The 14,078-nt window shown below is 70.1% G+C and carries 11 protein-coding genes and 2 tRNA genes; 6 read left to right on the top strand and 7 right to left on the bottom strand.

Annotated elements, in window-relative coordinates; genetic code table 11:
• Nucleotides 1–170: 170 nt before the first annotated feature.
• Nucleotides 171–656, top strand: a complete 486-nt coding sequence (locus tag ACY5KJ_RS09700; RefSeq protein WP_462203216.1) for a hypothetical protein — start codon at nucleotides 171–173, stop codon at nucleotides 654–656.
• Nucleotides 657–1,487, top strand: coding sequence for a polysaccharide pyruvyl transferase family protein (locus ACY5KJ_RS09695; protein WP_462189329.1), 831 nt, complete (start codon nucleotides 657–659; stop codon nucleotides 1,485–1,487). It abuts the gene before it with no gap.
• A gap of 106 nt (nucleotides 1,488–1,593) precedes the next feature.
• Here ACY5KJ_RS09695 and ACY5KJ_RS09690 read toward each other — a convergent pair whose 3' ends face one another.
• A complete protein-coding gene (locus tag ACY5KJ_RS09690; protein WP_462203215.1) occupies nucleotides 1,594–2,694 on the bottom strand; it encodes a glycosyltransferase in 1,101 nt (366 codons plus the stop codon).
• 426 nt (nucleotides 2,695–3,120) lie between these two features.
• Between ACY5KJ_RS09690 and lysS the strand changes: the two genes are divergently transcribed.
• Nucleotides 3,121–4,572: a lysine--tRNA ligase gene (lysS, locus tag ACY5KJ_RS09685; protein ID WP_462189298.1), complete on the top strand. Its 1,452-nt coding sequence runs from the start codon at nucleotides 3,121–3,123 to the stop codon at nucleotides 4,570–4,572.
• 137 nt (nucleotides 4,573–4,709) lie between these two features.
• Here the strand turns inward: lysS and ACY5KJ_RS09680 are convergent.
• The 4 genes from ACY5KJ_RS09680 to ACY5KJ_RS09665 all read right to left on the bottom strand — a co-directional run bounded on the left by ACY5KJ_RS09680 (nucleotide 4,710) and on the right by ACY5KJ_RS09665 (nucleotide 9,104).
• Nucleotides 4,710–4,800, bottom strand: a tRNA-Ser gene (locus tag ACY5KJ_RS09680).
• 74 nt (nucleotides 4,801–4,874) lie between these two features.
• Nucleotides 4,875–7,232 carry a [protein-PII] uridylyltransferase gene (locus ACY5KJ_RS09675; protein ID WP_462203214.1) on the bottom strand — a complete coding sequence of 786 codons (2,358 nt, stop codon included), beginning with the start codon at nucleotides 7,230–7,232 and terminating at the stop codon, nucleotides 4,875–4,877.
• 244 nt (nucleotides 7,233–7,476) lie between these two features.
• Nucleotides 7,477–7,818: a P-II family nitrogen regulator gene (locus ACY5KJ_RS09670; protein WP_011434886.1), complete on the bottom strand. Its 342-nt coding sequence runs from the start codon at nucleotides 7,816–7,818 to the stop codon at nucleotides 7,477–7,479.
• Nucleotides 7,815–9,104, bottom strand: coding sequence for an ammonium transporter (locus tag ACY5KJ_RS09665; protein ID WP_462203213.1), 1,290 nt, complete (start codon nucleotides 9,102–9,104; stop codon nucleotides 7,815–7,817). The genes ACY5KJ_RS09670 and ACY5KJ_RS09665 overlap by 4 nt, the downstream gene beginning before the upstream one ends.
• Before the next feature lie 645 nt (nucleotides 9,105–9,749).
• Between ACY5KJ_RS09665 and ACY5KJ_RS09660 the strand changes: the two genes are divergently transcribed.
• Nucleotides 9,750–10,748: a C40 family peptidase gene (locus ACY5KJ_RS09660; RefSeq protein ID WP_462188004.1), complete on the top strand. Its 999-nt coding sequence runs from the start codon at nucleotides 9,750–9,752 to the stop codon at nucleotides 10,746–10,748.
• A gap of 62 nt (nucleotides 10,749–10,810) precedes the next feature.
• Here the strand turns inward: ACY5KJ_RS09660 and ACY5KJ_RS09655 are convergent, their stop codons facing one another.
• Nucleotides 10,811–11,503 (bottom strand): metal-dependent transcriptional regulator, encoded by a 693-nt coding sequence (locus ACY5KJ_RS09655; protein WP_462188005.1) that lies wholly within the window; start codon nucleotides 11,501–11,503, stop codon nucleotides 10,811–10,813.
• A 245-nt stretch (nucleotides 11,504–11,748) separates the two neighbouring features.
• Here ACY5KJ_RS09655 and ACY5KJ_RS09650 point away from each other — a divergent pair, with 245 nt between their 5' ends.
• Together ACY5KJ_RS09650 and ACY5KJ_RS09645 are read left to right on the top strand one after the other, a co-directional pair.
• The gene (locus ACY5KJ_RS09650; protein WP_023839854.1) at nucleotides 11,749–11,973 is read left to right on the top strand and encodes a DUF3039 domain-containing protein; all 225 of its coding nucleotides are present in this window, start codon (nucleotides 11,749–11,751) and stop codon (nucleotides 11,971–11,973) included.
• 222 nt (nucleotides 11,974–12,195) lie between these two features.
• Nucleotides 12,196–12,268, top strand: a tRNA-Arg gene (locus tag ACY5KJ_RS09645).
• A 6-nt stretch (nucleotides 12,269–12,274) separates the two neighbouring features.
• Here the strand turns inward: ACY5KJ_RS09645 and ACY5KJ_RS09640 are convergent.
• Nucleotides 12,275–14,074 carry a SulP family inorganic anion transporter gene (locus ACY5KJ_RS09640; protein ID WP_462203217.1) on the bottom strand — a complete coding sequence of 600 codons (1,800 nt, stop codon included), beginning with the start codon at nucleotides 14,072–14,074 and terminating at the stop codon, nucleotides 12,275–12,277.
• Nucleotides 14,075–14,078: the final 4 nt, after the last annotated feature.

Genomic DNA, 14,078 nt, shown 5'->3' with positions numbered 1-14,078 from the left:
AGATCCAGATCCTCAAGAACGTCCCCGCCAGTCATACCCGAAACGTCCCCATCAGCCGTACCTGATCGCTACCCGGCCGGGTCAGGATAACGCGAGTGGCGCAACGCCAGTCATCACTCACAGGTATTGGGTAGGTACTCCTCGATGAATCGGGCGGGGATGACGGAAGGGTGTTCTCTGTGGTTGGTGACGAGGCCGCTCACAGGCCGGGGCGAATCGTTCCTGAAAGTGGCAGCTACGAGGGTAGCGCCGGGTGCGGCCCTGCCACCCTGCTCCGGGACCTTGCCGGCGAGCGGGGGTGGCCCCCGACGGAGCTGCGGGCGGGCGGCGCTCAGCCGGCAGCCCTGCTGGTGCCACCGGCCGGTTGGGGCAGCCTCGGGGATGAGGCCATGATGCGTGTCGCCTGGGCGGCGCTTGCGGCCCGGCACGGTGCGTACTGCCGCTACGTTGACGTCGGCGCCCCATCCTGGCAGCGCACGCTGGGGACGGCTCCCGCAGGAGATCTGGAACCGGTGCTGCTGGCACGGGGCGCGGCCGCCTGGGATGCGTGGCTGGGCATGGTCCCGCTGCTCGCATCGGTCACCGAGGTCCACATCCTCGGTGCGGACATCCTGGACGGAGCCTACGGTGCCGAGCTCACGGTCCGCTACGCGTAGCTGGCCGCGCTGAGCCTACACGCCGGCGCCCAGGTCACCCTGCTGGGGCACAGCTGGCGGGCACAGGCAGATCTGGCCGCAGCCCGCGCGCTGCGTTGCCTGAGCGGACATGTGCGGGTGTGCGCGCGGGACCCGCACTCCCAGGCCCGGCTGGCTACGCTCGGCATCACCGCCGAACTGGTCGCCGAGCTGGCTTTCCTGCTCGAGCCGGATCTCCACCAGCCCGGTGGGGCGCCGGCGCGGGCATGGCTGGACCGGCAGCGCGCCGACGGCCGCCGGGTGGGCGCAGTGAACATCAACCATCTGGTAGCGGGCCGGGTTCCCGGGCTGTTCGACGGGTACGTGGACGGGCTGGGCGATGCCGGGTCGGCCGGCACGTCGTGGCTGCTGATCCCGCACGACCGGCGCGGGGAACAAGGCGATCTGATGCTCGCCGAGCGGCTGCACCGCCGGCTGGACGAGCGGGAACCCGGACGTGCCCACGTGCTGCACACCGACGCCGGACCGGCCGGAGCCAAGGCACTCGTAGGTGCGGTGGACATGGTCCTCACCGGTCGGATGCATCTGGCGGTTGCGGCGATCAGCCAGGGTGTCCCCCCTCTGGCGGTCGGCTACCAGGACAAGTTCTCGGGCCTGCTGGAAAGCGCGAGGCTGCCGGCATGGTGTGAACTCGAACCCGCCCAGGCCTGTGCTGGCGAGCGTCTCGCCGATGTGCTCCGCACCGTTCTCGCGCAGGCGCCCGCGCTGCGCCGCAACCTGCGGGCCGCCTGGCCGGAGCTGATGGCATTGGCGCGCCGCGGCCTGCCGGACGCCACTGGAGAGCCACACTGAGCCGGAGCGGGGTCTGGTCCGGGCACGAGGTCCGGCGAAGCCTGAGCTGGATGTGTGGTCAGTTCGTAGATTTCCGTCAGTTCCCGAATTCGCGGTCAGTTCAAGGTCATGGGCGCGGCGGTTCGGGCCGCAGGCGAGAGGCCCGCGGCTGCGAGCGGCACCGTTCCCAGAGCGTGAGGTAGGCGCGGGCCATCTGGCGGTCGGTGAAGGTGCTCACGGCCGCCTGCCGTGCCCGTTCCCCCAGCCGGTGGCGCAGGAGCGGATCATCCCGCAACCGGCACAGCGCAGCGGCCAGGGCGGCCGGGTCGCCAGCGGGCACGAGCAGCCCGGTCTCGCCGTCGATCACTGCTTCGGGGACGCCGCCGACCGCTGTCGCCACCACCGGCAGCCTGGATAGCATCGCCTCGACGATCGTCAGCGGAAAGCCCTCCGTCCTGGACGGCAGGCAGAAGACGTCGAAGCCGGCTAGGGCGCCGCGCGCCGCGTCGGACCAGCCGGCGAGGGCGAACCGGTCGGCCACCCCGCTGGCCGCCGCGAGCTCGATCAGCTGGCGGCGCTCGGCCCCGTCACCGACGACAACCACGTTCGCCCCGTCCATCGTGGCCAGAGCGGCGATGAGCACGTCATAGCCCTTCATCCGATCGAGCCGGCCGAGGCTACCTACCACCATCGGGCCCGGCCTGGCCGGCCGGTGCGGCGGGGCGCCGAGGTCGGGGACACCATTCGGGATGCTGCACACCGAACCGCGTCCCAGGACGTAGAAGTCCTCCACCCGTCGCGCGCTGCCGGCTCCCACGGCGACCCGAGCGTCCGCCCGCCGCGACAGCGCCCTGGTCCGCAGGAGCAGCGGCAGGTCAGTCGTCCGCAGCGGAAGCTGATCGACGGCGACGACCCGCAAATCGCAACCGGCCACTCCGGCCGCCAGACCGGCGGCCAGCATCGGCGCGCACGCCCACGGCACACACCGGTTGACGTGCAGGACGTCGGGGCATACCCGGCGCAGCAGCCGCACGTGCGCGCCAGTCCCCCCGCGCACGACATGGACGGACGCGCCGCCGCGCCGACGGCCGGCGACCCATTCGACCAGCCCGGCGTCGGAACCGGCAACCTGGACGTCCAGGCCCGGATCCGCCGCCGCCGCGAGATTGCCCAGGCTGATCTCGGCGCCCCCACGGCCGGCTGTGTCGGTGTAGAGCAGCACCTTCACGCGATGACCACCCTATTCACCTCAACCTGTCGAACCCAACCCGGTCACACCCAACCCATCGGAGAACATTTCCGGACGGATGTGAACAAAACAAGGCGCAGAAGAGCGTTTGACTGTCGTGATACCCGCCACCAATCGTGATACCCGCCGTCAAAGGAACAAGCCCTGCCGCCCCTGGCGGCGTCGGCGTCCGAGCGTTTCGCGATCATGGAGCTGGCCGTGCCCGGCATCTCGCGGAAGCCACAATCGACCACTATCAGGATGACCTACGCCGGCTGTGGTTCGCTGAGGGTCGGTAGGCTGGAGCAGTCATCTCTGGAGCAGTCATCTACAGGATGGCGGTCCGTCGCCTGGCCCGCCCGGGAGCGTTCACGCAACGCCACCCTCGTGGCTAGCTGGTGCTTTCTGCGGCAAGAGGGTGTGTTGATGTCGATCGAGGAGTCCGGGGTAACCGAGGTGGCGGGGCCGCGGTCCGGCTACCGGACCGACGCGGTCGCGGCCGATGCCGCAGCCGCTCCCGACGGGACGGCTGTCCGTCTCGCCGGCCGCGTGGTCCTGTGGCGCCGTATGGGCGGGCTGATCTTCGGGCATCTCCAGGACCGTAGCGGCCGGGTGCAGGTTTCCCTGTCCAAGACCGATCTGGGTGCCGAGGTCGTCAAGGAATGGTCCCGGGCTGTGAAGATCGGCGACTTCGTCGGGGTCGCCGGCAGCCTCTACACCACCCGCCGCGGCGAACGGACCGTCGCCATCTCCGAGATGACGGTGCTGAACCGGACCGTGCGTGCCCTTCCGGACAAGTGGCAGGGCCTGTCCAACGTCGAGGCCCGCTACCGCCGCCGCTACCTCGACCTGCTCGTCAACGCCGAGTCCCGGGAACGCTTCCAGACCAGAGCGAACATCATCAGGCGGATTCGGCGTTTCCTTGACGACAACGACTTCCTCGAAGTCGAAACCCCGATGCTGCAAGAGGCAGGGTCCGGCGCCGCGGCCCGCCCGTTCATCACCAGGCATAACGCCCTCGGTGAGGACTTCTACCTGCGGATCTCCCCCGAGACCTATCTCAAGCGGATCGTCGTCGGCGCCTACGACCGCGTCTACGAACTCGGCCGCAACTTCCGCAACGAAGGCATGGACTCCTCGCACCTCCAGGAGTTCACGATGCTGGAGTGGTACGCCGCCTACTGGGACTACCACGACAACATGGCCTTCGTCCGCGAACTGATCCTCACGGTCCTCGACGACGTCCTCGGCACCCGGGCGGTTACCTACGAGGGTGTCAAGCTCGACTTCGGCACCGACTGGCCGGAGATCGACTACCGGGCCGAGGTGGAGCGGTACACCGGCATCGACCTCACCGTCGTCCGTGATCTTCCCACTCTGCGCGCCCGGGTGGCCGAACTCGGCCTGGACGTCGGGACCTCCCCGTCCTACGCCGGCCTGGTAGACTTGCTCTACAAGAAGACGGTCCGACCCGATCTCGTCCAGCCGTGCTTCCTCGTGCACCACCCAGCGGAACTAGTCCCGCTGGCCCGGCGCAGCGACACCGATCCCACCGCGCTTGACATGTTCCAGGTCGTGGTGAACGGCGTGGAGATCGTCAAGGCCTACTCCGAACTCGTCGACCCCGCCGAACAGCGGCAGCGGCTTGAGGAACAGGCCGCGCTGCGGGAGGCCGGTGACGACGAGACCATGATGCTCGAAGAGGACTTCATCGAGGCCATGGAATACGGGATGCCCCCGATGTCCGGCCTCGGGCTCGGCATCGACCGGTTCGTTGCCCTGCTCACCGACGCCCCGACTCTCCGCGATGTCGTCCTCTTCCCCACCATGCGCGGCGCCCACAAAGACCAGACAGCCCCCGTCGAAGATGACCTGTGACGGCTCCGGCCCGTGGGATTCCCTCGTTTCGACTCGCCCGTCCGTGGTCCCGCCGAGGCCACTGCCGCCGACTAGAGATGCATGATCTTGAAATTGTCCAGGCGTCTCGAACGTACGTTCAAAACGCCTGGTCGATGCGGAGGCTCGGGGATTTGAACCCCGGAGGGGGTGTATGCCCCCAACCGCATTAGCAGTGCGGCGCCATAGACCGGACTAGGCGAAGCCTCCCAACGTGCCTGCTCATCATAGCGTCTCCCACGACGGTGCTGACGCTTGGTCCGAGCGGATCCCGGCGGGCTGGATCACGTCTGTGTGGTCCGGCCGGCCGGTTCCGCGCGGTCCATGGGTTCCATCGGTCCCAGGGCCGCGAGGATCGCGTCCGCGATCTCACGGCGCCGTCCGCCGTCCGCCACCGGACCACCATCGGCCTCCCGCACGTAGAAGGCGTCCACCACGTCTAGTCCGAGGGTCGCGACGATGGCGGTGGCGACATCGAGGCGCAACCCGGACAGCGCCCGTACGATCCGGTACAGCACGCCGGCCTGGTCGGGGGCGCGTACCTCGATCACGGTCATCGATCCCAGGTCGTCATCGAAGATCACCTGAGGTGCGCCGGGCGTGGTCCACCGCTTGGCCCCGGCGTAGTCGCGTTCCCGGGCGGCGAGCCGACCGGCGACGTCGAGGGTGCCGGCGAGCGCGGCCCGCAGGTCGGCGAGCAGCCGCGCCGGCTCCGGTACCCGTCCGTGCGGCGCGGCCACGGCGGCCTGCAGCAGCGCCCGACCGCCGTTCCTCCGGGCCGAGGCCCGCCGGATGTCCAACCGGTTCAGCGCAAGGACACCAGCGATGATCGCCAGCAGTCCGACGTGGTCGGCGCTGACCACCACGATCTCGAACATGCCCTCGTTCGGCAGCGGATTGACCTGGACGACGTGCTCGTCGGGCAGCGCGAGCAGACCACGCTGCCGATCGTCGAGGTGCGGGGGACACGGGACCCGCTCGCCGCCGAGGACGGCCCGGGCCCGCTCGACGAGGTCACCGATCAGCCGCGCCTTCCAGGCGTTCCACGCGGTCGGGCCGGTGGCCCGGGAGTCGGCTTCGGTCAGTCGGTGCAGCAGGGTGAGGATCCGCACGCTGCCGGCGGACGCGGCGACGCTCTCGATTGTCCCGGGATCGTCGATGTCCCGCCTGGTCGCGGCCTCGCCGAGAAGCAGGTGGTGGCGGACCATGGCGACAAGCACGTCAACGTCCTCGGGCGGCAGGCCCAGCCGCGGGCCGATCCGTTCGATCTGCACGATGCCCGCGTCGGTATGGTCGCCGGAGAAGCCCTTACCGATGTCGTGCAGGAGGGCGCCGAGCAGCAACAGATCCGGCCGGTCCACCTCGCGGGTGTGCGCGGCGGCCCGCGCCGCGGCCTCCATCAGATGCCGGTCGACGGTGTAACGGTGGTAGGGATTGCGTTGTGGTCTGCTGCGCACCGCCGCCCACTCCGGGATGAGCCGGACGAGCAGCCCCACCTGGTCGAGGGATTCCAGCACCCCCACGGCCGCGTCGCCGGTGGCCAGCAGCGTGACCAGCGCGTCACGGGCGGCGTCAGGCCAGGGGTCGGGCATCGGTGGAGCCTCCCGGGCCAGCCGGTCGACGGCGTAGCGGCCCAGCGGGAGCCCGCTTCGTGCGGCCGCGGCGGCGGCCCGCAGCACCAGGACCGGGTCCTTCGCCGGATCGACGTCCCGGGCGAGCTGGACCTCGCCGTCCTGGTCGACCACCCCTTCGCCGAGGGGGCGGCGGGCTGGCCGCCGGCCGCCACCGCGCCACCGCGCCACCGACCGCAGGCCGGCCGCGACCCGGTACCAGGTGGTGTCCCAGGTCCAGGAGATGGCGCGTCCGGCGTCGGCGACCGCGTGCGCGAGCGCGAGCGCGTCGGCGTAGCCGAGCATGGTGGCGACCGCCTCGGAGTCCTGGAGCAGGAGCCGATCGTGGGCTCGTCCCCGGCTCAGCCGGCGGATCTCGCCGCGGGCATCGAGCAGCACCTGACCGGCGGCGGTTACCCGCTCGGAGGGGGACTCGGCGACCCAGGCCGCCGCGAGGGCGTGCAGGGCATGGACGTCACGTAGTCCGCCGCGGGATTCCTTCAGGTCGGGTTCGAGCAGGAACGCGACCTCACCGAGCCGGGCGGCCCGTTCCGCGACGGCCTCGGCGAGCTCGGGCAGTCGTTTCGGGGCATGGGACCGCCACCGGGCGCGAGCCCGCTGGGCGAGTTGCGTGGCCAGCGTCGCGTCACCCGCGACGTGGCGGGCGTCGAGCAGGCCGAGCGCGGCCTTGAGGTCACCGTCGGCCACCATGATGGCCTCGTCGACGGTGCGCACGCTGTGATCGAGGCCCACCCCCGAATCCCACAGCGGATACCAGACCGCGTCGGCGACGGCGGAGATGTCGTTCTGTTTGCCGTCGTGGACGAGGACGAGGTCGAGATCGCTGCCGAACGCGGGCTCCGCGCGTCCGTAGCCGCCGACGGCCACTAGGGCCATTCCCGGCCCGGGATCGCCGAACAGGTCGACTAGGGCATGGTCGGCGAGGTCGGTGAGGATGCGGCGCAGCCGTGGGCCGGTCGCCGTGGGCAGGCGCTCGGAGCGGCCCTTGAGGATCTCCAGGCGGTCCGTCATGGCTGTCCTCCTCCGTTCGGCCGTCTGGCCGTGATCGATCTCGAATCTGGATCGATCACGGCCAGCGGAGCGCCGAGCCGAGGACACAGAAACGCGCACCAGCGCAACTGTGGTCTCGGGTGGTGCCGGATCGGGTGGTGTCGCGGGTGGTGCGTGGTGCCGGGTGGTGCGTGGTAACGGTGATGGATGGAGTCGGGTGGTGCGGTGGAGCCGTGCCGCGGTGGCGTTGCCACGCCCGGCACTACTACAGCGCGTCCGCCCCCCGCTCGCCGGTACGGACCCGTACCACCGACTCGACCGGAACGACCCAGATCTTGCCGTCGCCGATCTTGCCGGTCTGCGCCGACGACGTGATCGCCGCGACCAGATCGTCGACCGCCCCGTCCGCGACGACCACCTCGATCTTGATCTTCGGCACGAAGTCGACCTTGTACTCGGCGCCGCGGTAGACCTCGGTGTGGCCCTTCTGCCGGCCGTAGCCCTGGACCTCGGAGATCGTCAGTCCGTGCACGCCCAGGGTCTCGAGCGCCGCCTTCACGTCGTCGACCTTGAACGGCTTGATGACGGCGGTGACGAGCTTGGTCATGCCTGGGCCTCCTCGGGCACCTTGACGGGGCTGATGCTGCTCGTGGGCAGCGAGCCGCTACCGCCGATGGACGTGAAGCGGTACGCCGTCTCCCCGTGCAACGCCTCGTCCATGCCGGCGATCTCGTCGTCGGCGTTCAGCCGGAGACCGATGGTGTACTTCAGGGCGAGAGCGATGATTGCCGTCACGACGGCCGAGTAGCCCAGCGTCGCGCCAACGGCGAGCGCCTGCTCCCCGAAGACGCTCCACGGGCCGCCGTAGAAGACGCCGTCCTTGCCGGCCTCGTTCGTGTCGACAGTGGCGAAGAGGCCAGTCAGCAGAGCGCCGAGCACACCGCCGACCAGGTGGACCGCACCGACGTCGAGCGAGTCGTCGATGCCGACCTTGCCCTTGATCGAGGTGGCCAGGGCGCAGACGACGCCAGCGATGCCGCCGACGGCGATCGAACCCATCGGAGAGACGAAACCACAGGCCGGGGTGATGGCTACCAGACCCGCGACCGCGCCGGACGCGGCTCCCAGGGTGGTCGCCTTGCCGTCGCGCAGCTGCTCGGCCGCGAGCCATCCGAGGATCGCGACGCCGGTCGCGATCTGGGTGTTGAGCAGGGCGTACCCGGCGACCTTGTTGGCGCCCAGCGCGGAACCCGCGTTGAACCCGAACCATCCGACCCACAGGATGCCGGTGCCCAGGAGAACGAACGGGACGTTATGGGGACGGAAGTCGCCGGTCGGCCAACCGGCCCGCTTGCCGAGGACCAGCGCCAGCACGATCGCCGCGATACCGGCGTTGGCGTGGACGACCGTGCCGCCCGCGAAGTCCAACGCGCCGCGCTCGAACAACCAGCCCTTGCTCGCCCACACCCAGTGTGCGATCGGCGAGTAGACCAGCAGCGACCAGAGCGGGATGAAGATCGCGAAGGCGCTGAACTTCATCCGATCGGCGATCGCGCCGGTGATGAGGGCGGGCGTGATGATCGCGAACATCAGCTGGAAGGCGACGAACACGACGTACGGGATCGCGCCGTCGCTGCCGGAGAGGTCCTGGAGCGCGAAGAAGTCGAATCCGCCCCAGAAGCCGTTACCCGCGCCGAATGCGACGCTGAACCCGATGGCCGACCAGATCAGCGTGACGATCCCGATGCAGAAAAAATTCTGCATGATCATTCCGAGCACGTTCTTCGCTCGGACCATGCCACCGTAGAAGAACGCCAGTCCGGGCGTCATGAACAGCACGATCGCGGAACTGATAAGCATCCACGCGGTATCGCCCGAATTCAATTTGTCCATGTCTCTCCTGTCATTCCCCGCGCGATGCGCGGACTGCGCTCACCCGGTCCCCGGCCACGCTGCGCTCGTCCCGGATCCTCGGGTCCGAAGAGTCGGCAAGATCTGTTCCCGACCTATGTCTTAGCTGTTTCTGACGTGTGAAATCGCTAAATTGGGTGGCCTGTGACCCGATCTCGTCGGCTGGCGGTGGGCACTTGGAGACTCTCCGCTCGTCACGGCGTGCTTCCATGACTGTATAACTGCATAGAGTTACCATCCGGCAGTGTGAGCAGTGTCCCCACGGAGGGCTGGCATAGCGCCGGCGAACCGCGCCCCGGGCCCCGCCGTCCCCGTGCTGTCCCGCCATCCCGGTTCGGCCAGCGAACTTCGAAACACGTCGCAAGGCAGACTCCCGCCGCCGGCCCGACCGACGGTCCCCAGCCGACCGGGAACGATCCGACCGGATGGCGCCCGAAAGCCGGAGCGCCCATTGTTCTCGGACTGGTCGGCATTCTCGTCGCCGGGCCTCCGGTTGTCTGGGGGTTTGCCGGATCCGCCTGGGCGGCGCCGGCGACTCCGGCCTCCGGGTCGGCCCCGGGAAGCCCGGGAAGCCCGGAGAGTCTGCAGGCGGAGATCAACGGTACCCGGGTACGGTTGGACGAATCCATGCGTCAGACGGCGATTGCCACCGAGGTGTTCAACGCCGAACGTATTCGGCTGGCCGAGGCCGAGCGGGCCGCGGCCGCCGCGGCCGGGCGGGTCGACCGTGCTGACGATGCTGTACGGCAGGCCGCGGACAAACATCGGGGGTTGGCGGTGTCGGCGGATCGGGCCGGGGGATTCGGGCAACTGTCGTTGCTGCTGACCGGCGACCCCCGACAGGTACTCGACCGGGCCGGTGCGGTCGATGCGCTGGCCCGCCGGCAACGGGTGGCGGACACCGGCCTGCGGCTCGCGCGTCGGGATCTCACCGAGGCACGCCGGAGCGATGACATGGCACTCGCGGGCAAGAGGAAGATCGTCATGCGGCTCGCCGCGCGGAAGCGGTCCATCGAGGCGTCCGCCGCCGAACAGCGCAGTCTGCTGCAGCGGCTCGAATCCCGCTACGCATTGCTGGAACGGCAGGCCAGGGAACGTCAGGCCGCCGCCGCGCGGGCCCGCAGGGCGGCGCAGGCCGCCGCTGCGGCGTCGGCGGCCAGGAAGGCCGCGGCCGAACGGGTCCGTTATCGGAAGGAGTCGGCCGCGGCTGCGGCCGCGGGCCGGGCATTCGCCCCGGCCCCGACTACCCCGGCACCCACCCCGCCGACGGGCGGCGGTGGCGCGTCGCGCGCGGTGCAGGAGGCATACGCCCAGCTGGGCAAGCCCTACGTGTGGGCCGCGGCGGGGCCGAAGTCCTTCGACTGCTCGGGCCTGACGCAGTGGGTCTGGGGGAAGGCCGGGGTCTCGCTGAGCCACTACACCGGATCACAATGGAATGAGGGGCGCCGCGTGGACCGGGCGGGTCTCATTCCCGGTGATCTCGTCTTCTTCTATGCCGATCTTGATCATGTCGGGATCTATATCGGGGGCGGGAAGATGATCCACGCTCCGCGGACCGGGGAGGTGGTCAGGGTGGAGAAGATCTGGTGGTCGAGCTTCCGAGGGGGCGTGCGGCCGGGAGCGTGACACCATCGGCCGTCGGCGGAAGCGATCAGGACGGCGACGGCGACGGTGCCGTGGGCGACGGGTCAGCGGTCGACGTAGACGAGAGCCGCGGTGCTACGGCTGATCTCCGCGTTGGTCTGGCCGTTGGGGGTGACGATGTGGATCAGGTTGCCGCGGGAGCCCGGCGTGATCTGCGCGCCGGGGACGATCGCGGCGTCCTGAAGCCGGCGCATGATGCTTTCGTCCGTCTGCAACCGCTCGGAGATCCAGCTCACCGTGACCGGCCTGCCACCGCCGGACGATGCGAAGTCGGCCGACGCCAGTAGGCTCACCGGGGCGGAGGTCGGCCGCGCCGTGGTGTGGTGCTGCCGGGAAGGCGGGATCTCGTTACCGAACGGGCAGCGATTTGGATCGCCGAGCAGGACGGTGAGGCGCGCCTCGACCTCATCGGAGATTACATGCTCCCACCGGCAGGCCTCGTTGTGTACCAGCGCCCAGTCCAACCCAATGACTTTCGTGAGCAGCAGCTCGGCCAAACGGTGCTTGCGCATGACGGCGGTGGCCCGCAGCAGGCCCTTCTCCGTGAACTGCACGGTCCGGTCGTCGGCGAGGGACACCAGCCCCTCGTTGGCCAGGCGAGCCGTCGACTCGCTCGCGGCCGGCGCGCTGACATGCAGGCGCTCCACCAGACGCGCGCGCAGCGGGGGGATGCCCTCCTCCCTCAGCTCGTACAGGGTTCGGAGGTACATCTCGGTACTGTCGATCAATCCAGTCACCGGTCTCCTTCGTCCTTATCCAGGGTACGCCCCGTCCGGGAGTCACAAGAGCCATCTGCCCCCCGAAGGCCATGCCAGCCGGCCGGTTTCGATGTCCCGTCGCCCCCTTCCCGCGGACCGGGGTCGGTGTTCCACGACGTGTTCCATGGCTTCGGTCCGGCGGCGTGTCCTCGTGCGGCACCCGTCCCGCGCGCGGGCTTGCACCCAGGGCCGGCATCGGCGCCCGCGGCACTAGACTTGACGCCATGAGCACGACTCAGATCGCGCCTGAGACATCGAACACCCAGACGGACGAAGGTGACGATCACTCTCACTACGCCCGTCGTGAGGAGATCGTTCGTGCGTCCATCGAGGGTGGCCGGGTTACGGCGTTGTGCGGCTACAAGTTCGAACCGGTGCGGGACCCCTCGCGTTTCCCGATCTGTCCGAAATGCAAGGAACTCGTCGAGATGGCCGAGCAGTTCGGCTGATCGCGCCGCGCCGCGCCGGTACACAGTGCCGGGCGGCCACGGTCCTCGATGGCTGTCATGAGCCTTCGGTAATAATCGGTCGTTGCAGTAGATCGAGCGTGTCGGCGGGCTGTGGACGGTGTGCGGATGCCCTGCCGAGCGGGATCCATGGTGTCCCCCGGGCCGGCCGCTCCGCGACCCCGTATGATCTGTTGCACGAGCCAGACTCGATGTCCCTCGCCGGCCCCAGTAGCTCAGTGGATAGAGCGACCGCCTCCTAAGCGGTAGGCCGCAGGTCCGATTCCTGCCTGGGGCACATCCGTCATGTCGATCGCCGCCTCCGGTCGGTGGGACCAGAGTCCCCTGCGGGGCGAGCTGCGTTGCGAGCCGCGCGACCGCGGCTGACGCCGCGCCGGCTCAGGTCGGTGGGGACGGCAGCCAGGGCGCCGGTGTGGTGGAGATGGTCCCGGGCGGCCTGGATGGCCGACGGGGTGGAGTCGAACAGGCGTCCCTGGCCGCGTAGCCGGTCCACCAGACCGACGGCGGCCACCGCTTTGGCATGCTCGGGTCGCAGCCCTGACACATACACCTTGACGCCGCGGTGTTCGAGCCGGTCGATGACGTCGCGCAGGACGAGGGCGCCGGTGCCGTCGACGGCGCTGACCCGGGACAGCCGGAGGATGAGGATCTCGACGTCGGCTACCTCGGTGAGCTCCAGCAGGAAGCGGTGGGCGGCGGCGAAGAACAGGGGGCCGTTGATACGGTAGGCGACGATGTGCTCGGCGAGCAGCGCGTGTTCGGAATCGTGATGATCGCCAGGGTCCAGCGGCACCTCCTCGACCCGCGCGGTTCGGGCGATCGCGCGCAGGGCGAGGGCGCCGGTGACCGTGAGGCCGAGGACGACAGCGATGACGAGGTCGAGCGCGAGGGTCGCCCCGGCGGTCAGCGCCATGACCAGGGCATCGGAGTGTGACGCACGGCCGAGGGTGCGCAACGAGGAGACCTCGACCATCCGCACCGCCGTGGCGAGCAGAACACCGGCGAGCGCCGCGAGCGGGATGCACGCGACCAGGGGGGCGGCGGCGAGCATCACCCCGGCGAGGACCACGGCGTGCGCGAGGGCGGCGAGCCGGGACGAGGCACCCGAGCGGACGTTGACCGCGGTGCGGGCGATCGCGCCGGTGGCGGGCACCCCGCCGAACAGCGGGACGGCAAGGTTGGCCAGCCCTTGGCCGAACAGCTCCCGGTCGGGGTCGTGGTTCTGGCCGACGGTCATCCCGTCGGCGACACTGGCCGAGAGCAGGCTCTCCAGGGCGGCGAGCGCGGCCACGGCGACGGCGGCCGTGGCGAGCGTCGGGATCGCGGTGATGTCGAGGAAGCCGAGCGAGGGACCGGGCAGGGTGGCGGGGATCGCGCCGAGGGTCGTGACGTCCCACCCGCGGGCCGTGACGAGGGCCGTCGCGAGGGCCACGGCGAGCAGCGAGAACGGGACCGTGGGCCGCAGCCGGGCGCCGACCAGCATCGTCGCCGCGACGCCGACGGCGAGCGCAAGTGCGAGCCAGTGCGGCCGGTGGACGAAGTCGGCTACAGCCGCCCAGGCCACGCTGGTCACCCGGTCACCGTTCCGGGCGCGTACTCCCAGGGCCGGGGGAACCTGCTGAAGGAAGATCACCGCGGCGATGCCGACGGTAAATCCCTCCACCACGGGCGCCGGCACATATCGCACGGAGCGGCCGACCCGCAGGACTGCGAGTGCGAGCAGGATCATCCCGGCGAGCAGCCCGACGGTCAGCACACCGGCCGGCCCGTGCCGGTGCACGATCGGCACGAGCACGGCGGTCATCGCGCCGGTCGGCCCGGACACCTGCAGGTTCGACCCCCCGAAGACCGCTGCGAGAGCACCCGCCACGATCGCCGTCACCAGCCCGGCGGTCGCGCCGAGGCCGGAGGAGACCCCGAATCCCAGCGCGAGCGGCAGCGCGACCACCGCAACGGTCATCCCCGCGAGCAGGTCACGGCCTGGCTGGCGGCGCATGCTCTCGATATCGGCCCGGCCGGGCAGGAGCCGGCCGAGTTCTAGCCGGCCGAGTGGCTTGGACCAGCGTGACGGGGCCGTCCTTATGGGG

The organism is Frankia sp. CcWB3, from assembly GCF_977927595.1.
The sequence above is the reverse complement of the archived record's forward strand: the minus strand, read 5'-3'. Positions and strand labels throughout refer to the sequence as shown.